Below are 20,075 nucleotides of genomic sequence, written 5' to 3'. Positions count from 1 at the left end.
ATGCAACTTGCATCATGGTGCTGGAATGAAATGGGCGCGGGTGCGCCCATTGATTGCCGGGTGGCACTTCGTTTACCCGGCCTACGATACTGTAGGCCTGTGCAAGCGCAGCGCCGCCAGGCTTTACAGACTTAGATCTTGCCGACCAGGTCTAAGGATGGAGCGAGAGTCGCTTCGCCTTCTTTCCATTTCGCCGGGCACACTTCGCCTGGGTGAGAAGCCACGTACTGAGCGGCTTTCACTTTACGCAGCAGGTCAGATGCGTCACGGCCGATACCTTCAGCGGTAACTTCGATAGCCTGGATAATGCCCTGCGGGTCAACAACGAAGGTCGCACGGTCTGCCAGGCCTTCATCTTCACGCATATTTTCGAAGTTACGGGTCAGGGCGCCAGTCGGGTCACCGATCATCGCGTATTTGATTTTCGCGATGGTTTCAGAGCTGCCGTGCCATGCTTTGTGGGTGAAGTGGGTATCGGTAGACACAGAGTAAACGTCTACGCCCAGCTTCTGCAGTTCGTCGTAATGGTCAGCCACGTCACCCAGTTCGGTCGGGCAAACGAAGGTGAAGTCAGCCGGATAGAAGAAGAAGACGCTCCAGCGGCCTTCGGTATCTTTCTCGGTAACTTCGATGAATTCACCGTTTTTGAACGCCTGGTTTTTGAAAGGTTTAATTTTAGTGTTAATCAAAGACATCTGTACTTCCTCCGTGTTTTCGTTGAGAGGTAAGGTAACCAACTTTCTTCATCGGGGCTAATGCGTATGCTTTATCAAATCAATCAGCCAAACCTTACAACCCGAACAAGACAACCTTGTGAAACAAACTAAAGCCCGAAAGTAAAAAGGCCGCCCTGGTGGGCGGCCCTGATACCTGAACTTTCCACAGGAACTTTCAGTGCCGGTAAAACTACCGGCGTTGCGTTGCGCTCTACTTACCCTGGTATCAAGGTCGTAACAGCCCCCTGATTACACCACCCGTACTGACACAGGGCAATGGACGTAAGGGGCAATCGTATCTATGGCTGCGATAGGTTTTACCAAACGGTGCTGTCGCGTCATCGCAACCGGGCGTAAAAAATAAAAATGCGTGATAATTACTTGTCGATATATAAATCACACTATTTTTATTCAATTTTATTTTCTCCTTTAAAGATAAAAATATCTTAATGAACATTGAAGTTCTATTTCATTAATCTACGTTCGTGATATATTAAGTTGGTTTTCAATAACAATTAAGTTAGTTAACTATCATGGATGGTAAATAGTTAACTTAGTTCTATAGTTATCAGTGATGTGATAACGCACCGCAGCGCACTCAGGATGAAACATGGCAAATCTTTACGACCTCAAAAAATTCGACCTCAACCTGCTGGTCATTTTCGAATGTATCTACCAGCACCTGAGCATTAGTAAGGCAGCAGAAACGCTCTACATTACACCGTCGGCGGTCAGTCAATCGCTGCAGCGGCTGCGCAACCAGCTCAGTGACCCCCTGTTTATCCGTTCGGGGAAAGGGATTACCCCCACCACGGTGGGTGTCAATCTTCACCATCATCTTGAGCAAAACCTCAATCAGCTTGAGCAGACAATCAACATTATGAATGCGTCTGCGCTTAAAAAGAACTTTGTCGTCTACAGTCCGCAAATCCTGACGACGGAAAACCTGCTCACTCCGCTTAAATTGTTGATGAGAAATCATAATTACGAGATAGAACTTCACGATATGCTGCTGACGGCGGATTCCGCAGAAGACCTACTGGCGTACCGTAAAGCGGACCTGATTTTCTCTATGGCGCCGGTTAACAACCGTTCAATGGTGTGCGTCCCTTATGCAACCTATTCCATGCTGCTGGTATGCAGTCAGGATCATCCTCGCATGAACGACGTTGTCACGATGGAGGAGCTTCAGGAGGAGAAGTTTACGGTTTTCCTCAGTGATGAGCCCGGTGTGAAACACTACCAGTCGATGGCGGAAAAAGTGCACGCAGAAAAAAACATCGGTTTTCGCTGTGACTCCATATTCACCCTTCTCGCTATGATCAGCGCCTCACATTTAATCGGCTATGTGCCAGAAGTCCTGTTTAAAAAATACAAAGACATTCTGAGATTAAAAAAATTAGAGGCGCCTTTTACGCTTCCGCCTTTTGAGGTATACATGATTTATAACCGCTCAGCGCTTAACAGTTCGGTTTTCTCGACCTTTATTGAACAAATTGCAGAAAAATAAAGATAAAAGGCTGTGTTCCCCACAGCCTCCTTTTTTGTTAAAAGATAACTCTCATTTATAGATAATAAAAACATTTCTCTTTTTCATTTACCTGCTCTTATTTTTCACTACTATTATTCTCTCTCCATTATTGACACCCATCCGGTATTTATATCCAGGGAGGAGTTTGGCTATGTCAATGTATAAGTATCCGCTTAATCAAAATGTGCTTGAGGCCGCGAAAGAGCGCATTGCATGGACACTTGAGAATCTACCCAGGGTTTGTGTTTCATTTTCAGGGGGGAAGGATTCTACCATTATGCTGCATTTGACGGCCCGAGAGGCCCGAAAAATGGGAAAGAAAATCCACCTGCTCTTTATCGACTGGGAAGCGCAGTTCACTTATACCATTCAGCACGTAAATAATATGATTGCGCAATACGCCGATGTCATTGAGCAATGCTGGTGGGTGGCGCTGCCACTCACCACGCAAAATGCGCTTACGCAGTTTTACCCTGAATGGCAATGCTGGGAGCCAGGAAAGCGATGGGTGCGTCAGCCTCCCGCAGACGCGATTACCGATCTGGATTACTTCGATTTCTACCAGCCCGGCATGACGTTTGAAGCCTTTGTCCGCGCATTTTCAGACTGGTTTGCCAAAAGCCGTCCGGCAGCCATGATGGTCGGTATTCGCGCCGATGAATCCTACAATCGTTTTTTGACTATCGCGAACGCGCGCAAGCGCCGCTTTGCCGATGACAAACCCTGGACCACCATCGCCCCGGGCGGTCACGCCTGGTACATCTATCCGCTCTACGACTGGAAAACCGCCGATATCTGGACATGGTTTGCTAAAACGGGCGGATGTTACAACCCCCTTTACGACCTGATGTTTCAGGCAGGCGTCCCGCCTCGCTACATGCGCATCTGTGAGCCTTTTGGCCCGGAACAGCGCCAGGGACTGTGGCTCTATCATGTTGTTGAGCCCGAACGCTGGGCGGCCATGTGCGAGCGGGTGAGCGGCGTACACAGCGGGGGGATCTACGCAGGCCAGGACAATCATTTTTATGGCCACCGTAAAATTCTTAAACCTGACGCGCTCAGCTGGCGCGAGTACGCCATGCTGCTGCTCGACAGCATGCCGCACACCACAGCGGAACATTACCGCAATAAAATCGCGATCTATTTGCACTGGTATCAGAAGCGAGGCATGGCCGATATTCCCGACACCCAGGAGGGCGATATCGGGGCGAAGGATATTCCGTCATGGCGACGCGTGTGCAAGGTATTACTCAACAATGACTACTGGTGTCGTGCCCTTTCATTCAGTCCTAACAAACCAAAGCACTATCAGCGTTACAGCGAACGGATAAAGTCAAAACGCAAGGAATGGGGGATCTTATGCAGCAACGATTGATTAACGACATGGCGCGCTATCTTCAGTCTCTTCCCGAAGACCAACGCATTGAAGCCATCAACGCCTTTCGCCAGGCCATCCATGAACACAGCCCTTTTCGCGAGCAGCCTGTCGACTGCGTGCTGTGGATCAAACAGGGCGAGATTACTGCGAACGATTACAACCCCAATAACGTCGCACCGCCGGAAAAACGGTTGCTCTGCAAATCGCTGGAGATGGACGGCTTCACCCAGCCCATTGTGGTAACGGAAAGCGACGCTCAGCATTATGAAATCGTCGACGGCTTTCATCGCCACGAAATGGGGTCGAACCGGGCGATATTAAAGCGCCAGCTTAAAGGCTATCTGCCGGTCACCTGTCTGCGTAAAGCGCGGCAGAAAAAAGGCGAGCGGATGGCGGCGACCATCCGTCATAACCGGGCGCGCGGCCGTCACCAGATCCATGCGATGTCCGATATCGTTCGCGAACTGGTTCAGCTTGGCTGGGATGATGCGAAAATCGGTCAGGAACTGGGGATGGACAGCGACGAGGTCCTGCGCCTCAAGCAGATCAACGGTCTGCTGGAACTCTTTGCAGACCGTCGATACTCAGAAGCCTGGACGGTAAAATAATCAGAGCGCGTTAAGGCGTTCTGCCGCCGCCAGCAGCGTCGATTCCTGTTTCGCAAAGCAAAGGCGAATCAGCCTATGCGGGAAGGGATCGGCGCAAAAAACAGAGAGCGGGATCGCCGCAACACCCACCTCTTTCGTCAACCACTGGCAGAAGCTGACGTCATCCAGATCGGAAATGGCGCTGTAGTCGGCCAGCAGGAAGTAGGTCCCTTCGCAGGGTAAAATCTCCAGACGGCTTTTGCTCAGCGCGTTCACAAACAGATCCCGGCGTTTTCGATAGAAGTCCGGCAGATCGCGATAGTGCTCCGGCTCGGCGCGGAGCATATCCGCCAGCGCCAGCTGGGCAGGCGTGTTCACCGCAAAGGTCAGATACTGGTGCACTTTGCGCAGCTCGGCGCTAATGGCGGCCGGTGCCACGCTATAGCCCACTTTCCAGCCGGTCATATGATAGGTCTTACCGAACGACGAGACGGCGACGGCGCGCTCGCGAAGCTGCGGATGGGCCAGCACGCTGGCGTGCCCTTCCTCTGCAAAGCAGATGTGCTCGTACACTTCGTCGCTCAGAACATAAATCTCACGTTCGGCAATGGCCTGCCACAGCGCGGCGAAATCGACCTTTTGCCACACCGTCGCTGACGGGTTGTGCGGCGTATTCAGGATCACCAGGCGGGTTTTATCGCTCAGCAGCGCGGCAAACGCCTGCCAGTCAGGGCGGAAATGCGGTGGCTGGAGCGCCACGCGTTTCACCACGCCACCGGAAAGCTCGATGGCTGGCGCGTAGCTGTCGTAGCTCGGATCAAAACAAATGACTTCATCGCCCGCACGCACCAGCGCGGTAATCGCCGCATACAGCGCTTCGGTCGCCCCTGCCGTCACCGTGATCTCGCTGTTCGCATCGGGCTTATAGCCATACAGCTCAGCCGTTTTATCCGCAATGGCATCCCGCAGCGCCTGCACGCCGGTCATCGGCGCATACTGATTCGCCCCCTGTGCCACGTGGTACGCCAGACGCTCCTGCAGATAGCGCGGGCCGTCAAAATCAGGGAACCCCTGCGAGAGGTTAATGGCGTTGTGCTGCTGCGCCAGGGCGCTCATCTGCGTAAAGATAGTGGTGCCGAGATTGGGGAGTTTACTCTTCGGAATCAATGCGTTATTGCTCATTGTGCTGTGCCTGCTTGTAATACTTATGTTGCTGCCACTATAACACGATGATAGTCTTTGGCAATCAAGACGCTTAGACGTCTATATGCTATAAATATTCCTGACCGAGAGGGTAAAAGGAAATGACAGACAACCTGCAACTCACACATTTGGTCGACGCATGCCGCTGGATTGGTGCCAAAGGCTGGGCTCCCGCCACCGGCGGCAACATGTCGGTGCGGCATGACGAACGCCTCTGCTGGCTCAGCGAATCCGGTAAAGACAAAGGCAGCCTGACAACGGAGGATTTTCTGCAGGTTGAAATCGCCACCAACCGCGCGCCGTCTGGTCGTAAGCCATCAGCCGAAACGGGGCTACATACCCTTATTTATCGCCTGTTCCCGGAGGCCAACGCTGTTCTGCACGTGCACACGGTCAACGCCACGGTGCTGTCACGTCTGGTAAAAGAGGCTGAACTGAACATCAGCGGCTTCGAGATGCAAAAATCGCTCAGCGGACAGACCACGCATCTGGATACGGTTTCCATCCCGGTATTTGATAACGACCAGGACATCGATGCCCTCGCCTCGCGCATCGCCCATTACGCGCAGGAACGCCCGCTTAATTATGGTTTTCTTCTGCGCGGTCATGGCTTAACCTGCTGGGGAAGCGACGTGGCCGAAGCCCGCCGTCATCTGGAAGGACTGGAATTCCTGTTTGAATGTGAAATGCGTTTACGACAACTGGAGAGAGTATGATTCGCGCAATTGTGACGGATATTGAAGGCACCACCAGCGATATCCGTTTTGTCCATGATGTTTTGTTCCCCTATGCGCGTGAGCGGCTGGCGGCCTTCGTCACCACGCAGCAGTACGCCGAGCCGGTCACATCCATTCTGGACAACCTGCGTGATGAAATCGGTAGCCCGCACGCCAGCGTCAGCGAGCTTATCGATGCCCTGTTTGCCTTTATGGACGAAGACCGCAAATCCACGGCGCTCAAAGCCCTGCAGGGGATCATCTGGCACGATGGCTACGTTAACGGCGACTTTACCGGCCACCTCTACCCGGACGTGCTGCCTGCGCTGGAAAAATGGAAAGCGCAAGGCATTGATCTCTATGTTTATTCCTCTGGCTCCGTCGCCGCGCAGAAACTGTTATTTGGCTACAGCGACGAAGGTGATATTACTCATCTGTTCAGCGGCTATTTTGATACCCACATCGGCGCCAAGCGCGAGGTGCAGTCTTATCAAAACATTGCTGCACAAACGGGCATCGCCCCGTCGCAGATCCTGTTCCTGTCCGATATCCATCAGGAGCTGGACGCGGCTGAACAGGCAGGTTTTCGCACCCTGCAGCTGATTCGCGGCGATGATGACGGCGCAAGCCATCACCATCAGGTCCACCAGTTTGACGAGATTAATCCGGAGCAAATCCCTTCATGAGCGCACTGACCATTTATTCTGATAAAGACGCCAGCCAACACCAGTGGCACAGCACCGATGCCGCCGAGATCGCCCAGCAGCTCAACGCTAAAGGGGTGCGGTTTGAACGTTGGGCGGCTGACCGTGATTTAGGCCAGGATCCTGCGCCCGAAGCCGTGATCGAGGCGTATCAGCATGCGATCGACAGGCTGGTAGCGGAGAAAGGCTATAAGAGTTGGGACGTGATCAGCCTGCGCGCCGACAACCCGCAGAAAGAGGCGCTGCGCGCGAAGTTCCTGAACGAACACACCCACGGCGAAGACGAAGTGCGCTTCTTCGTAGAAGGCGCGGGGCTGTTCTGCCTGCATATTGGCGATGAGGTGTATCAGGTGCTCTGCGAGAAAAACGACCTGATTTCCGTGCCCGCGGGTACGCCGCACTGGTTCGATATGGGTTCAGAGCCGAACTTTACGGCGATTCGTATTTTCGATAACCCGGAAGGCTGGGTGGCGCAGTTTACGGGCGATGCGATCGCGGATGCGTATCCACGCCTGGCATAATCTTTTCTCCCTCTCCCCGTGGGAGAGGGCCGGGGTGAGGGCACCAGCGCGCACTACGCGTTAAGCCCCTTCACATACCCCACCAGCTGGTCCAGAACTATCCCCCACCCTTCGTGGAAGCCCATCTGCTCATGCTGCTCGCGGATGTCCTTCGTCGGATGGCGCGCTATCGCCGTATAGCGGGTTTTTCCCTCCCCAACGTCTTCCAGCAATAAAATCGCCGTCATAAACGGCTTTTCGGCCGGTTTCCAGCCTTCGGTATAACCGTCGGTAAAGACCAGCTTTTTACCGGGATCGATTTCCAGGAAGACACCGCGGTTATCCATACGCTGACCGTCCACCTCAAACACGGTGTTGAACCGCCCGCCCACGCGGAGATCGAGATCGCACTCGGTGACCTTATGGGGAGCAGGAATGAAGAAGTTTTTGATATGTTCCGGCGTGGTCCAGCACAGCCACAGCAGGTCGCGCGGGGCATCCACCACGCGCTCCAGTTTTAAGTCAGTTTCAGGATCGAGCGTCACGATATTGTCCTCTTAAGGGAACCCCTTAAAGGATAGCCGGACTCAGGCGAATTTCCCGTTTGCCACCTCTTGCGGCGTGACCACGCCCGTATCCAGTACCCAGCCGCTAATCAGCGAGGCAGGCGTAACGTCAAACGCCGGGTTATAGACCCGTGCATTTTCCGGTGCCCATTGCACCGCGCCAAAGCTCCCTGCCACGCCCGTGACTTCGCTGGCGGCACGCTGCTCGATGGGGATCGCGTCCCCGTTCGGGCAGGCCGGGTCGAGCGTGGTATGCGGCGCGGCGACGTAGAACGGAATGCCGTGGAATTTCGCCAGCACCGCCAGGGAATAGGTGCCGATCTTATTCGCCACGTCGCCGTTGGCGGCAATACGGTCTGCACCCACCCACACGGCGTCTACTTCCCCTTTCGCCATCAGGCTGGCAGCCATGGAATCGGTGATGAGCTGATACGGCACGCCCAGTTCGCCAAGTTCCCATGCGGTCAGCCTGCCTCCCTGCAGCAGAGGACGGGTTTCATCCACCCAGACGTTGCTGACGTTTCCTTCCTTATGCGCACGAGCAATAACGCCCAGCGCGGTGCCGACGCCCGCCGTTGCCAGCCCACCGGTGTTGCAGTGGGTCAGCAGGCGGCTACCGGGTTTCACCAGCGCGCTACCGGCTTTCGCAATCGCGTCGCATAGCCGTTTGTCTTCGTCAATCAGACGCAGCGCTTCCGCAGTCAGCGCCGGAACGAAATCCTCCTGCCACAGCGCCAGCTTCATGCGGTCGAGGTTGTTCATCAGGTTCACGGCTGTCGGGCGAGAGGCGCGCACGGTGTCCAGCGCCACGGCCAGCTCGTCGCGGCTTTTACCGCTTTCTGCCAGCAGCGCCAGCAGCAGGCTTGCAGAAAGACCAATCAGCGGCGCGCCGCGCACCCGCAGGGCGTGAATATGCCCCACCAGCGCCTCTACGGTCGAGGCATCCAGCCAGCGTTTCTCCTGCGGAAGCGCCTGCTGGTCGAGAATAAAGAGCTGATTATCCGTCACCCGCAGGCTGGTCGTCTGTATTGTCTGCATGTCGTTAATTCCCTGTTGCGTTGTTGTATCACATTGTGTCAGGATGAAATCCAGATGTATAGACGTCTACATGTCTTTATTAGCAAACCCGTGAGGAACAGGCCATGTCGCAATACCGTACCTTTACCGCCCAGGACGCCGTGGAGTATGCCAGGCAGTTTGGCGGTCTTGATGACCCTTCATCGCTGGTGGAGGCGCAGGAGGTAGGCGACGGCAACCTCAATCTGGTGTTCAAAATTTTCGACAGCGCGGGCGTGAGCCGCATCATCGTCAAGCAGGCGCTGCCCTACGTGCGCTGCGTCGGGGAGTCCTGGCCGCTGACGCTGGACCGCGCCCGTCTTGAGGCGCAAACGCTGGTCGAGCACTACCGGCACAGCCCGCAGCACACCGTGAAAATCCACCACTATGACCCGGAACTGGCGGTGATGGTGATGGAAGACCTCTCCAGCCATCGCATCTGGCGCGGCGAACTGATCAACAACATTTACTACCCGCAGGCGGCGCGGCAGCTGGGCGAATACCTCGCGCACGCGCTGTTCCACACCAGCGATTTCTACCTGCACCCGCACGAGAAAAAAGCGCAGGTGGCAAAATTCATTAATCCGGAGATGTGCGAGATCACCGAAGATCTGTTCTTTAACGATCCGTACCAGATCCACGAGCGCAACAGCTACCCGGCCGAGCTGGAAAACGATGTTGCCGCCCTGCGCGACGACGCCCAGCTGAAGATTGCCGTGGCCTCCCTGAAGCATCGCTTCTTCTCGCACGCCGAAGCGCTCCTGCACGGCGATATTCACAGCGGGTCGATCTTCGTGGCGGACGGCAGCCTGAAGGCCATCGACGCCGAGTTTGGCTACTTCGGCCCGATTGGCTTTGACCTGGGCACCGCCATCGGCAACCTGTTGCTCAATTTCTGTGGCCTGCCGGGGCATCTGGGCATTCGCGATGCTGCCGCCGCACGCGAGCAGCGCCTGACCGATATTCAGGAGCTCTGGAACACCTTCGCGGAACGCTTCCAGGCGCTGGCAAACGAGAAAACGCGCGATGCGGCGCTGAGCGCACCGGGCTACGCCTCCGCGTTTCTGAAAAAGGTCTGGCATGATGCCATTGGCTTCTGCGGCACCGAGTTGATTCGCCGAAGCGTGGGGCTTTCTCACGTGGCGGATATCGACACCATTCAGGACGACGCCATGCGCCACGAATGCCTGCGCCACGCGATTACGCTCGGCAAGGCGCTGATTGTCATTGCCGACCGAATCGACAGCGCGGAAGAGCTGGTGGCAAGAGTGCGTCAGTACAGCTGAGTGCTTTTGCCGGGTGGCGGCTTCGCCTTACCCGGCCTACGCTCCTGATTTTCTCCCTCTCCCTGTGGGAGAGGGCCGGGGTGAGGGCATCAAACCGCACTCACCCCAAATATTCAATCACCGACAACCCGCCGTTATAGTCCGTGCTGTAAATAATCCCCTGCGCATCCACAAACACGTCGCACGACTGGATCACCTGCGGACGATTCGGCCGCGTGTCCATCATTCTCTCCGGCGCGGCGGGCACCAGCGCCCCCGTTTCCACCGGGCGATACGGATTGGAAATGTCATACGCGCGCACGCCCGCGTTCTGGTACGTGGCAAAAATCAGCGTTGAGCTGACAAAGCTCCCCGGCCGGTTCTCGTGCAGGTTGTGCGGCCCGAAATGCGCCCCTTTCGCCACGTAGTCGGTTTCATCCGGCTGCGGGAAGGTCGAGATGCTGACCGGGTTCGACGGCTCGCGGATATCAAACAGCCAGATCAGCTTTTCACCGTCTTCCTGATTGTCGAGCACCGCTTCGTCGAGCACTACCAGCAGGGAGCGGTCAGGCAGCGGCAGCGCGGTGTGCGTCCCGCCGCCAAACGGCGGGCTCCAGTTGCGATGGCTAATCAGCGTCGGCTGCGTACGGTCTTTCACGTCCAGCAGCGTCAGCCCGCCGTCGCGCCAGCTCCCGTAGGCGGTATCCCCGGCGATAATCGCGTGATGCAGCGCGTAGCGTTTCCCTTCCGGCCAGTTGGGCTGCTCGCCTTCGGCCTGGTTCATGCCCGGCAACCACCAGCGCCCCGCCACTTCTGGCTTACGCGGGTCCGCAAGATCGATGGTCAGGAAGATATAATCGGTAAAACCGTCGATCAGTGCCGAGACGTACGCCCAGCGGCCACCGACGTACCAGATGCGGTGAATGCCAATGCCGCTCAGCGACAGAAAACCGATTTCGCGCGGCCTGTCCGGCGTGGAGATATCAAAGACGCGCAGCCCGGCGCTCCAGCCTTTGTCCTGCACGTCGCTGACGGTCTCCCCCACCTGGCGGGTGTAGTAGACCTTCTCGTCGGCAAAGCGGGCATCGGCAAACAGATCCCTGGCGTTGATTACCAGCAGCAGGTCGTCATGCGCCTGCAGGTGCACGTTCCAGGTGCCGGGTGGCGCGGGCACGTAGCCCGCCGCTTTCGGATTCTTCGGGTCTCGCACGTCGACAATCGAAAAGCCCTGCGACACCATATGGCCGATATAGGCGAAACCGCGATGCACCATCAGCTGCACGCCGTCCGGACGACCGCCCTGGTCGCTATGGCCAATCAGCCGCATATTGCGGCTGTATTCAGGGGTGGGTAACTGAGACACCTTATACTCCTTTCGCCCGGTGGCGCTGCGCTTACCGGGCCTACAGGTGCGAAATGTAGGCCGGGTAAGGCGCAGCCGCCACCCGGCTTGAATTTATTTGTTTTTCGCTTCCAGCGTCGCAAACCACGGCGCGATAAAATCTTCCGTCTGGCCCCAGCCCGGAATAATTTTCCCCAGAGACGCCACGTTCACCGCGCCCGGCTGGGCGGTCAGCAGCGCCTGTGGAATAGCTGCCGCTTTGAAATCGTAGGTCGCAGGCGTCGCTTCCCCGGCAATCTTGTTCGCCACCAGACGCACGTTCGTCGCGCCAATCAGCTTCGGATCCACCGCCACGCTCACCTTCCACGAGCTGCCCGGTTCGCGCATCAGCTGCAGATCCTGGTTGGAGATATCGATGCTGTAGAGCTTGATCTCGGTGCGGCCGTTCTCTTTCAGCGCCTTATACGCGCCCTGGCTGAAGGCGTCCCACGTGCCCCAGATGGCGTCGATTTTGCCTTTCGGGTATTTCGCCAGGATCGCACCCACCTTGTTGGCAGTGTCGCCCTGTACGTCAGAGGAGACGGCACCGATAGACTCCAGCTCTTTGATGTCCGGATACTGCTTTTGCAGCACTTTATACGCCGCCTGACGACGCTCCATCGGCGGGAAGCCCGCCACCCACAGCTTGACGATATTGGCCTTGCCGTTGAAATCTTTCGCCAGCTGGCCGAAGGAGAGGTTGGTCAGCGAGGCATCGTCCTGCTGGGTCACGGTCACGCCCGGGATCTCACCGTTCACGGCGGTATCAAACACCGAGACTTTGATCCCGGCATCCACCGCTTTCTTCACCAGCGCGGTGGAGTACGGATCGCGCCCCTGAGACAGGATAATCCCGTCATATTTCTGGCTGATCGCCTGGTTCACGAAGTCCTGGAATTTGGCATCGTCCCCGTTGCTTAAAAAGGTGCTGACCTTAAAGCCGAGCTTCTTCCCTTCCTGAATTGCCCCGGCAATAAACTGCGTGGTGTTGTCGTCTGAGCCAAGGTTGCGGATCACCGCGATGCGGATCGGGCCGTCATGGTTCGCAATGGCAGCCGGAAGCGGCGCGGGCGTAGCCGCGAAGCCTGGCAGAGCCGTGAGCAACCCAAGTGCCACCAAAGAGAGTGCAATCTTTTTCATTTTTTTATCCCGTTGTGTTGTCAGCGTTTTTGTATGTAGGTAATCGCCAGCGCTACCGCGAGCACCAGCCCTTTTATAATGTCCATGGCGTAATACGGGACGGAGAGCATCACCAGCCCGTTCGACAGCACGCCAAGAATGACCGCCCCGACCAGCGTGCCCAGCGCGTTAGGCTTGCCGGATCCGGCCAGCGAGAAGCCGATCCACGCCGCCGCCACCGCGTCCATCAGGTATCCGCCGCCCGCATTCACCTGTGACGAACCGATGCGCGAAGCCAGCAAAATCCCGCCCAGGCCCGCCAGAAGCGAGGCGATCACGTAGGCCGCCACCTTGTAGCGCGTAGTGCGAATGCCGGAGAGACGCGCGGCTTCGGGGTTGCCGCCGATGGCGTACATCCGGCGTCCGTGAGTGGTCAAAGACAACCCCAGCTGCGCCAGCACGGTCACCACCAGCATGACGATCACAATGGTCGGCACCTGCCCCAGCAGGCTGAACGCCGCCGGAATGGTGCCTTCCGCCATGTCGCCGCTCGGCAGCACCATGTTCTCGGTAATCGACCCGCCGTAGCTGTAGGTCATCGCCACGCCCTGGATCACAAACAGGCTGGCAAGGGTCGCGAGCATGTCCGGAATACGCAGGATGACGATCAGAAAAGCGTTAAACAGCCCCACCAGCGTGCAGAGCGCAAGGGTGATAAGAATCGACTCGGTGGTACCAAAGCCGTGCCAGACGAAAAGCGAAATCACCAGCGCGTTCGCCAGCGAGGCGGTGGATCCAACGGAGAGATCGAACCCGCCGATGGTCAATGAAATCGACACGCCAATGGCAATCACCGTCACGATGGCAATCGAGCGCAGAATATTGATGATGTTGTTCGGATCGAGGAAGCTGTCCGACGCCAGGCCAAAGACGGCCACCAGCGCGACGACGGTTAACAGCATGCCCCACTTGTAGAGAAAATCGAAAATCTGCTGGCGGCCAGACGCCGCCGCGTTCACTGAAAGGGCCTTGCTCACGACGCCGTTCCTCCGGTTGAATAATAAAGTAGTGTCTCTTCACGGGCCTCGGCCCCGGCGATTTCCGCCACGATGCGCCCGTCCCACAGCACGCAGATGCGGTCGCATAGCCCGACCAGCTCGGCAAACTCGCCGGAGGCGTAAATGACCCCTTTGCCCTCGCGCGCCAGGCCGTCGATCAGCTGGAACAGGTCGGTTTTGGCCTTCACGTCCACGCCCTTGGTCGGCTCGTCGAATATCAGCACGCTGGCGTCATTGCGCAGCCATTTGCCGATGGCGACCTTCTGCTGGTTACCCCCGGACAGACGGCGCAGCACCTGCCCCGGCCCGCGCGCCCGAACGCCGACGCGGGCTATCACCTCTTCCGCCCAGCGCCACGCCTGACGATGGCCAAACAGGCTCCAGCGCGAAAAGCTGTTATCGGCGCACACGGCAAGATTCATGCTCACCGGCTCGTCGATAAAAATGCCCTCTTTCCGCCGCTCCTCAGGTACCAGCGCCAGCCCGCGCAGCACGGAATCCGCCGGGTCGCGCGGCTGCCAGGATTGATGATTCAACTCGCCATTTGCCACGCGGCTTTTGCTGGCACCAAACAGCGCCTTGCAGAGTTCGGTTTTCCCTGCGCCCGCCAGCCCGGCGATGCCGAGAATTTCGCCTTTGCGCAGGTGCAGGGAGATATCTTTCAGCAGCGCATCGTCGTGCAGTCCTTCCACCCGCAGCAGCGTTTCGTTGCCGTGCGGCGGTCGTGCGGGCGGATAGATATCGCTCAGCACGTGTCCGAGCATCTTCTCAACAATCTCTTCGCCGCTGAGGTCCGCCATCGGGCCGGACTCAATCAGCTTGCCGTCGCGCAGCACCGTCAGGGTGTCGCAGATGGCCTTCAGCTCGTGAATGCGATGGGAGATAAACACCACGCCGATGCCCTGCTGCTTTAAACGTCTCACCACCGCAAACAGACGCTCGCTCTCGTGCGCATCCAGCGGCGCGGTGGGTTCATCAAGAATCAAAAAACGGCAGTGGTGGGACAAGGCGCGTGCCAGCAAAATCTGCTGCTTTTCGGCCAGCGAACAGCTGTCGATGGAACGGCGTACGTCCAGAGAGACATCCAGTTGCGCCAGCGCCTGTCTCGCCTGCTGGCGGGTCGCGCGCCAGTTGAAGCGATGCCCCGGCTGCGCCAGCTGGTCGAGCATGATGTTCTCGGCGATGCTCAACCCCGGGATCAGCGCTACGTCCACTTCCTGCTGCACAAGGTGGATCCCCAGCCGTTTGGCGTCCAGCGGTTCACGAATGCTCACCGGCTGGTTGTTAATGCAGATTTCACCCTCATAGTGGTTGTGCGTGCCGCACAGCACCGCCATCAGGGTCGATTTCCCCGCGCCGTTGGCACCGGTTAGCGCATGTACGGATCCGCCGGTTAAGGTGAAATTCACGCGCGACAGCGCCTGAAAGCCGGAAAAGGCCAAGCTGATACCGCGCATCTCAAGGCGACTGGAAACCATCCGCGTAAATCCTTCATTACTCTTCTGATTTATCGAATTTTTCACAGCTCCGGTTGACTGACAACGACGGAAAAGGCATAAGATAAAGCGAAATATTATTAGCCATCCGGATGTCCAGACATAACATCGGGTTAGCGCTTGCTAAAAAAGGACAACACCATGAGCAACACCGATATCCGCGTCGTGCCTGGCCCGGCGAACTACTTCTCTCACCCCGGAAGCCTTGCGCAGCTGGATACCTTCTTTACCCCGGAACAGCTTTCCCGCGCGGTGTGGATCTACGGCGAGCGCGCTATCGAAGGCGCGCGCCCTTTCTTGCCGGAGAGCTTTAACGCGCCGGGGGCGAAGCACCTGCTGTTTAAGGGCCACTGCAGCGAGCGCGACGTCACCCACCTGGTGAACGACGCCGGCAGCGGTGCGAGCGTGGTCATTGGCGTCGGCGGCGGTGCGGTGATGGATACGGTGAAAGCCGTGGCGCGTCGTTTAGGCGTTCCGTTCGTGGGCATCCCCACCATTGCCGCCACCTGCGCGGCGTGGACCCCGCTCTCCGTCTGGTACAACGATGCCGGTCAGGCGCTGCATTTTGAGATCTTCGACGACGCCAACTTCCTGGTGCTGGTGGAACCGCAGATCGTCCTTAACGCCCCTGCGGAATATCTGCTGGCAGGCATCGGCGATACGCTGGCGAAGTGGTACGAAGCGGTGGTGCTGGCACCTGAGCCGGAGAACCTGCCGCTGACCGTGCGGCTCGGCATCAACGGCGCGCTGGCGATCCGCGACGTGCTGCTGACGCGCAGCGAAGAGGCGCTGGCCGACCAGCAGCGCGGTGACCAGACGCAGGCGTTCCGGGACGTGGTGGATGCGATTATTGCCGGTGGCGGGATGGTCGGCGGTCTGGGCGAACGCTATACCCGCGTGGCGGCGGCGCATGCGGTACACAACGGCTTAACCGTGCTGCCGCAGACGGAAAAATACCTGCACGGCACCAAGGTAGCCTACGGGATTCTGGTGCAGAGCGCCCTGCTCGGTCAGGACGATGTGCTGGCGCAGCTGGTGACGGCGTACCGGCGTTTTAACCTACCGACCACGCTTCGCGCGCTGGACGTCGACATCAATAACCGGGAAGCGCTGGATAAGGTCATTGCCCACACCCTGCGCCCGGTGGAGTCGATTCACTATCTGCCGGTTGCGCTAACGCCTGACGTTCTGCGCGCCGCGTTTGAGAAAGTGGAATCCTTCAGCCGTTAATCGCGCCGACAGGCTATACCTAATGATGATTCTTTCTTCTCTTGCAACGAGGTCATCATGCAGATCGATTTAACAGGTAAAAAGGCGCTGGTTACCGGCGCCAGCCGCGGGTTGGGTCGGGCAATTGCACTCTCACTGGCGCGCGCCGGTGCCGACGTGGTCATTACGTATGAAAAATCAGCCGACAAAGCCCAGGCGGTTGCCGATGAAATAAAGGCGCTGGGGCGGCACGGTGAAGCGGTGCAGGCCGACAGCGCCAGCGCGCAGGCGATTCAGGATGCCGTCACCCATGCGGCGCGTTCCCTCGGCGGGCTGGACATTCTGGTCAACAACGCAGGGATCGCGCGCGGCGGCCCGCTGGAGTCCATGACGCTGGCGGATATTGACGCCCTTATAAACGTCAACATCCGCGGCGTGGTGATCGCCATTCAGGAAGCGCTGGTGCATATGTCCGACGGCGGGCGCATCATTAACATCGGCAGCTGTCTGGCAAACCGCGTGGCGCAGCCGGGTATTGCCGTCTACTCGATGACCAAATCGGCCCTCAACTCCCTCACCCGCGGGCTGGCCCGTGATTTAGGGCCGCGCGGCATTACCGTTAATCTGGTGCACCCCGGCCCCACCAACAGCGATATGAACCCGGAAGACGGGGAACAGGCAGAAGCCCAGCGCCAGATGATTGCGGTCGGTCACTATGGCCAGCCGGAAGACATCGCGGCGGCGGTCACCTTCCTCGCCAGCCCGGCCGCCGGGCAGATCTCCGGTACCGGTCTGGACGTAGACGGCGGTTTGAACGCCTGATCGCAGATTTTCTGTAAGCCTCTGTCGCCTGGCAGAGGCATTTTCGAGCACCCTCGACGGTGGCGGAAGTCTACGGCTGCAGGCAGGAACAGATCGGCCTCTGTTTACCGAAAGAGGGTTAACAGCACTTCGCCCCGCCCTTGCCGCCGTAGCGGGCGTCCTGGCGGTCGCGGAAAAATTCTTCGTAGGTCATGGGCGTCTGGTCCGGATGGTTGACGCGCATATGCTCGACGTAGTTGTCGTAGTCCGGCACGCCAATCATCATTTTGGCGGCCTGGCCCAGGTACTTACCTGCTTTAGAGAGGGTGTCGAACATAGGTCATTTCTCGTTTGTTTCCCTCACCCCGGCCCTCTCCCAAAAGGAGAGGGAGGATAAGAAATGTAGGCCGGGTAAGCGCTAGCGCCACCCGGCACACAGGTTAATGCGCCCCTTTGGCCTGGGTGACAATCTCTTCCAGGTTTTCAGGCATTGGCTCGTAAGGTGTCTCTTTTGCCGTTGGCTTGTCGACTTTCAACGCCGCCAGCGCGGTTTTGAGAGAATACAACGCCAGCACCACGACCACCACCATAAAGAAGATAGTCAGCCCGGCGTCCAGACGGTTGTTAAACACCAGCTGCGACAGCTGCGACTCGGTGTACTGCGCCGGGATCTTACCGCTGTCGATCATCGCCTGGAACTTGTTGGCGATTGCCAGGAAGCCCACCTTGTTGTCCGGGCTGAAGGCTTTCTGCCAGCCTGCCGTCAGGGTACAAATCAGCAGCCATGCGGTTGGCACTAACGCCACCCACGCATAACGCTGGCGCTTCATCTTAAACAGCACCACCGCGCAGAGCATCAGCGCCATGCCCGCCAGCATCTGGTTGGCGATACCAAACAGCGGCCACAGGGTGTTAATCCCACCCAGCGGGTCGACCACGCCCTGGTGCAGGAAGTAGCCCCACGCCAGCACGCACAGCGCCGTCGCCAGCAGGTTAGCCGGGAGCGAATCGGTACGCTTCAGGTTCGGGGAGATCACGCCCAGCAGGTCCTGGAGCATAAAGCGCGCCGCACGGGTGCCTGCGTCCACCGCCGTCAGGATAAACAGCGCCTCGAACAGGATGGCGAAGTGATACCAGAAGGAGACGTCCATCAGCCCGCCCAGCGCGCCGTGCAGGATGTAGGCCATCCCCACCGCCAGCGTCGGCGCACCACCCGCACGGGAGATGATCGACTGCTCGCCCACCTCATTAGCAATGTGCGTTAGCGTTTCAGGGGTAATGGCAAAGCCCCAGCCGCTCACCACCTGTGCAGCGGATGCCACCACGTCAACGGTTCCGGCAGGTGCCAGCACCGCCATCGGGCTGTTCATCGCGAAGTACACGCCCGGGTCGATAATGCAGGCCGAAACCAGCGCCATGATGGCGACAAAGGACTCCATCAACATGCCGCCGTAGCCAATCAGGCAGGCCTGATTTTCATTCGCCAGCATCTTCGGCGTGGTGCCGGAGGCAATCAGCGCGTGGAAGCCAGACACCGCACCGCAGGCGATAGTGATAAACAGGAACGGGAACAGGTTACCGGTCCAGACCGGGCCGGTGCCGTCAATAAATTTGGTCAGCGCAGGCATGGTCAGGGTCGGACGCATAATCAAAATGCCGATGGCCAGCCCGACGATGGTGCCGATTTTCAGGAAGGTGGAAAGGTAATCACGCGGAGCCAGCAGGAGCCACACCGGCAGCACCGCCGCCACAAAGCCGTAGCCCACCAGCATCCAGGTCAGCTGCACGCCGGTAAAGTCGAAGAACGGTGCCCAGGTTGGGCTTTCCGCCACCCAGCCGCCGGAGATAATGGCGAACACCAGGAACACCAGACCAATCACCGACACTTCACCAATGCGCCCCGGACGCAGATAGCGAATGTAGATCCCCATAAACAGCGCCAGCGGAATGGTGAAGGCAACGGTATAGGTTCCCCACGGGCTGTGGGTCAGCGCTTTCACCACGATCATCGCCAGCACCGCGAGGATGATCACCATGATCATAAAGGTCGCCACCAGCGCAATCACCCCGGCGGTTGCCCCCATCTCCTCTTTCACCAGCTCACCCAGCGAACGCCCGTCGCGGCGGGTGGAGACGAACAGTACCATAAAGTCCTGCACCGCCCCCGCCAGCACCACGCCCGCGAGGATCCAGATCATCCCCGGCAGGTAGCCCATCTGTGCCGCCAGCACCGGCCCCACCAGCGGGCCCGCGCCGGCAATCGCCGCGAAGTGGTGGCCGAACAGCACCTTTTTGTCGGTCGGCACGTAGTCCAGCCCGTCGTTATGGCGGACGGCAGGCGTCATGCGCGTCGCATCAACCCCTAATACGTTCTTCGCGATATAGCGGCCATAAAAACGGTACGCGATCAGATAAATGCAGACGGAGGCGACGACGATCCAGAGCGCATTGATCTGTTCCCCCCGGTTGAGGGCGATATAGCCCAGGGCAAAGGCTCCCACAACGGAGAGCCCTGCCCATATAAGGTATTTCCCTGAGTTGTTCATAGTGGTTATCCGTTGTTGTGAAACAGTGAGATGTTACATTTTGTTTCTAGAACAACCGGAAAAATTTAACAACTTTGAAACGCAATAATGCGTGGTCAAACCAGACATTTACACCACATTGTTAAGCCGATCACTTTCGTGACGTCCTCGGTCACACTTTTGCCTTTTTCATCCATGCGCCGCCTTACGGAATGATTTGTATCATTTTTTTTGCTCATAACCTCGCCAGAATGATCCTGCGCA

The 20,075-nt window shown here is 57.8% G+C and carries 19 protein-coding genes; 9 read left to right on the top strand and 10 right to left on the bottom strand.

Annotation, left to right across the window (positions count from 1 at the left end):
• Positions 1-131 precede the first annotated feature (131 nt).
• Positions 132-695 (bottom strand): alkyl hydroperoxide reductase subunit C, encoded by a 564-nt coding sequence (gene ahpC / locus ACOQH0_RS06250; protein ID WP_010428492.1) that lies wholly within the window; start codon positions 693-695, stop codon positions 132-134.
• Positions 696-1,326: 631 nt separating this feature from the next.
• Between ahpC and citR the strand changes: the two genes are divergently transcribed.
• From citR to ACOQH0_RS06235, 3 genes are all read left to right on the top strand, one after another.
• Positions 1,327-2,226: a DNA-binding transcriptional repressor CitR gene (citR, locus tag ACOQH0_RS06245; RefSeq protein ID WP_421511793.1), complete on the top strand. Its 900-nt coding sequence runs from the start codon at positions 1,327-1,329 to the stop codon at positions 2,224-2,226.
• 172 nt (positions 2,227-2,398) lie between these two features.
• Positions 2,399-3,622, top strand: a complete 1,224-nt coding sequence (locus ACOQH0_RS06240) for a phosphoadenosine phosphosulfate reductase (RefSeq protein WP_421511792.1) — start codon at positions 2,399-2,401, stop codon at positions 3,620-3,622.
• Positions 3,607-4,233 (top strand): IbrB-like domain-containing protein, encoded by a 627-nt coding sequence (locus ACOQH0_RS06235; protein ID WP_421511791.1) that lies wholly within the window; start codon positions 3,607-3,609, stop codon positions 4,231-4,233. The genes ACOQH0_RS06240 and ACOQH0_RS06235 overlap by 16 nt, the downstream gene beginning before the upstream one ends.
• Here ACOQH0_RS06235 and ACOQH0_RS06230 read toward each other — a convergent pair whose 3' ends face one another.
• Positions 4,234-5,394 carry a pyridoxal phosphate-dependent aminotransferase gene (locus ACOQH0_RS06230; protein ID WP_421511790.1) on the bottom strand — a complete coding sequence of 387 codons (1,161 nt, stop codon included), beginning with the start codon at positions 5,392-5,394 and terminating at the stop codon, positions 4,234-4,236.
• Between the two features lie 122 nt (positions 5,395-5,516).
• Between ACOQH0_RS06230 and ACOQH0_RS06225 the strand changes: the two genes are divergently transcribed.
• The 3 genes from ACOQH0_RS06225 to ACOQH0_RS06215 are packed head-to-tail and all read left to right on the top strand — an operon-like array spanning position 5,517 to position 7,356.
• Positions 5,517-6,131: a methylthioribulose 1-phosphate dehydratase gene (locus ACOQH0_RS06225; protein WP_421511789.1), complete on the top strand. Its 615-nt coding sequence runs from the start codon at positions 5,517-5,519 to the stop codon at positions 6,129-6,131.
• Positions 6,128-6,817: an acireductone synthase gene (gene mtnC / locus ACOQH0_RS06220; protein WP_010428478.1), complete on the top strand. Its 690-nt coding sequence runs from the start codon at positions 6,128-6,130 to the stop codon at positions 6,815-6,817. Before ACOQH0_RS06225 ends, mtnC begins: the two co-directional genes overlap by 4 nt.
• Positions 6,814-7,356, top strand: a complete 543-nt coding sequence (locus ACOQH0_RS06215; protein ID WP_303570048.1) for a 1,2-dihydroxy-3-keto-5-methylthiopentene dioxygenase — start codon at positions 6,814-6,816, stop codon at positions 7,354-7,356. Before mtnC ends, ACOQH0_RS06215 begins: the two co-directional genes overlap by 4 nt.
• Positions 7,357-7,409: 53 nt before the next feature.
• Here ACOQH0_RS06215 and ACOQH0_RS06210 read toward each other — a convergent pair whose 3' ends face one another.
• Both ACOQH0_RS06210 and mtnA read right to left on the bottom strand, forming a co-directional pair.
• Positions 7,410-7,880: an SRPBCC family protein gene (locus ACOQH0_RS06210; protein ID WP_211447258.1), complete on the bottom strand. Its 471-nt coding sequence runs from the start codon at positions 7,878-7,880 to the stop codon at positions 7,410-7,412.
• A gap of 42 nt (positions 7,881-7,922) precedes the next feature.
• On the bottom strand, positions 7,923-8,939 hold the full coding sequence (gene mtnA, locus ACOQH0_RS06205; protein ID WP_421511788.1) for an S-methyl-5-thioribose-1-phosphate isomerase: 1,017 nt from the start codon (positions 8,937-8,939) through the stop codon (positions 7,923-7,925).
• Positions 8,940-9,043: 104 nt separating this feature from the next.
• On the opposite strand from mtnA, the gene mtnK reads away from it, so the two are divergent.
• On the top strand, positions 9,044-10,243 hold the full coding sequence (gene mtnK, locus ACOQH0_RS06200; protein WP_421511787.1) for an S-methyl-5-thioribose kinase: 1,200 nt from the start codon (positions 9,044-9,046) through the stop codon (positions 10,241-10,243).
• Between the two features lie 100 nt (positions 10,244-10,343).
• Here mtnK and ACOQH0_RS06195 read toward each other — a convergent pair whose 3' ends face one another.
• From ACOQH0_RS06195 to ACOQH0_RS06180, 4 genes are all read right to left on the bottom strand, one after another.
• Entirely contained in the window at positions 10,344-11,585 is a 1,242-nt protein-coding gene (locus tag ACOQH0_RS06195) for an LVIVD repeat-containing protein (RefSeq protein ID WP_421511786.1), read from the bottom strand.
• A 93-nt stretch (positions 11,586-11,678) separates the two neighbouring features.
• Positions 11,679-12,743 (bottom strand): sugar ABC transporter substrate-binding protein, encoded by a 1,065-nt coding sequence (locus tag ACOQH0_RS06190; protein WP_089598864.1) that lies wholly within the window; start codon positions 12,741-12,743, stop codon positions 11,679-11,681.
• Between the two features lie 20 nt (positions 12,744-12,763).
• Positions 12,764-13,759 carry an ABC transporter permease gene (locus ACOQH0_RS06185; protein ID WP_039024441.1) on the bottom strand — a complete coding sequence of 332 codons (996 nt, stop codon included), beginning with the start codon at positions 13,757-13,759 and terminating at the stop codon, positions 12,764-12,766.
• A complete protein-coding gene (locus ACOQH0_RS06180; protein WP_421511785.1) occupies positions 13,756-15,258 on the bottom strand; it encodes a sugar ABC transporter ATP-binding protein in 1,503 nt (500 codons plus the stop codon). The genes ACOQH0_RS06185 and ACOQH0_RS06180 overlap by 4 nt, the downstream gene beginning before the upstream one ends.
• A 159-nt stretch (positions 15,259-15,417) precedes the next feature.
• On the opposite strand from ACOQH0_RS06180, the gene ACOQH0_RS06175 reads away from it, so the two are divergent.
• A complete protein-coding gene (locus ACOQH0_RS06175) occupies positions 15,418-16,506 on the top strand; it encodes an oxidoreductase (RefSeq protein WP_218307857.1) in 1,089 nt (362 codons plus the stop codon).
• A gap of 57 nt (positions 16,507-16,563) precedes the next feature.
• Positions 16,564-17,307 (top strand): SDR family NAD(P)-dependent oxidoreductase, encoded by a 744-nt coding sequence (locus tag ACOQH0_RS06170; RefSeq protein ID WP_421511784.1) that lies wholly within the window; start codon positions 16,564-16,566, stop codon positions 17,305-17,307.
• Positions 17,308-17,425: 118 nt separating this feature from the next.
• Here ACOQH0_RS06170 and ACOQH0_RS06165 read toward each other — a convergent pair whose 3' ends face one another.
• Positions 17,426-17,623, bottom strand: coding sequence for a YbdD/YjiX family protein (locus ACOQH0_RS06165; RefSeq protein WP_006809671.1), 198 nt, complete (start codon positions 17,621-17,623; stop codon positions 17,426-17,428).
• Positions 17,624-17,726: 103 nt separating this feature from the next.
• The gene (gene cstA, locus ACOQH0_RS06160) at positions 17,727-19,832 is read right to left on the bottom strand and encodes a pyruvate/proton symporter CstA (protein ID WP_421511783.1); all 2,106 of its coding nucleotides are present in this window, start codon (positions 19,830-19,832) and stop codon (positions 17,727-17,729) included.
• Between the last annotated feature and the right edge of the window lie 243 nt (positions 19,833-20,075).

This window comes from Enterobacter sp. JS8-1 (genome assembly GCF_049187015.1).
GTDB lineage: Bacteria > Pseudomonadota > Gammaproteobacteria > Enterobacterales > Enterobacteriaceae > Enterobacter > Enterobacter mori.
Note: the sequence above shows the minus strand (reverse complement) of the source record. Positions and strands in the feature narration are given on the sequence as shown.

What these genes read in the sequence shown, in the direction of transcription:
- ahpC (WP_010428492.1), bottom strand. Translation starts at nt 695, where the DNA reads ATGTCTTTGATTAACACTAAAATTAAACCTTTCAAAAACCAGGCGTTC.
- citR (WP_421511793.1), top strand. Translation starts at nt 1,327, where the DNA reads ATGGCAAATCTTTACGACCTCAAAAAATTCGACCTCAACCTGCTGGTC.
- ACOQH0_RS06240 (WP_421511792.1), top strand. Translation starts at nt 2,399, where the DNA reads ATGTCAATGTATAAGTATCCGCTTAATCAAAATGTGCTTGAGGCCGCG.
- ACOQH0_RS06235 (WP_421511791.1), top strand. Translation starts at nt 3,607, where the DNA reads ATGCAGCAACGATTGATTAACGACATGGCGCGCTATCTTCAGTCTCTT.
- ACOQH0_RS06230 (WP_421511790.1), bottom strand. Translation starts at nt 5,394, where the DNA reads ATGAGCAATAACGCATTGATTCCGAAGAGTAAACTCCCCAATCTCGGC.
- ACOQH0_RS06225 (WP_421511789.1), top strand. Translation starts at nt 5,517, where the DNA reads ATGACAGACAACCTGCAACTCACACATTTGGTCGACGCATGCCGCTGG.
- mtnC (WP_010428478.1), top strand. Translation starts at nt 6,128, where the DNA reads ATGATTCGCGCAATTGTGACGGATATTGAAGGCACCACCAGCGATATC.
- ACOQH0_RS06215 (WP_303570048.1), top strand. Translation starts at nt 6,814, where the DNA reads ATGAGCGCACTGACCATTTATTCTGATAAAGACGCCAGCCAACACCAG.
- mtnA (WP_421511788.1), bottom strand. Translation starts at nt 8,939, where the DNA reads ATGCAGACAATACAGACGACCAGCCTGCGGGTGACGGATAATCAGCTC.
- mtnK (WP_421511787.1), top strand. Translation starts at nt 9,044, where the DNA reads ATGTCGCAATACCGTACCTTTACCGCCCAGGACGCCGTGGAGTATGCC.
- ACOQH0_RS06190 (WP_089598864.1), bottom strand. Translation starts at nt 12,743, where the DNA reads ATGAAAAAGATTGCACTCTCTTTGGTGGCACTTGGGTTGCTCACGGCT.
- ACOQH0_RS06180 (WP_421511785.1), bottom strand. Translation starts at nt 15,258, where the DNA reads ATGGTTTCCAGTCGCCTTGAGATGCGCGGTATCAGCTTGGCCTTTTCC.
- ACOQH0_RS06175 (WP_218307857.1), top strand. Translation starts at nt 15,418, where the DNA reads ATGAGCAACACCGATATCCGCGTCGTGCCTGGCCCGGCGAACTACTTC.
- ACOQH0_RS06170 (WP_421511784.1), top strand. Translation starts at nt 16,564, where the DNA reads ATGCAGATCGATTTAACAGGTAAAAAGGCGCTGGTTACCGGCGCCAGC.
- ACOQH0_RS06165 (WP_006809671.1), bottom strand. Translation starts at nt 17,623, where the DNA reads ATGTTCGACACCCTCTCTAAAGCAGGTAAGTACCTGGGCCAGGCCGCC.
- cstA (WP_421511783.1), bottom strand. Translation starts at nt 19,832, where the DNA reads ATGAACAACTCAGGGAAATACCTTATATGGGCAGGGCTCTCCGTTGTG.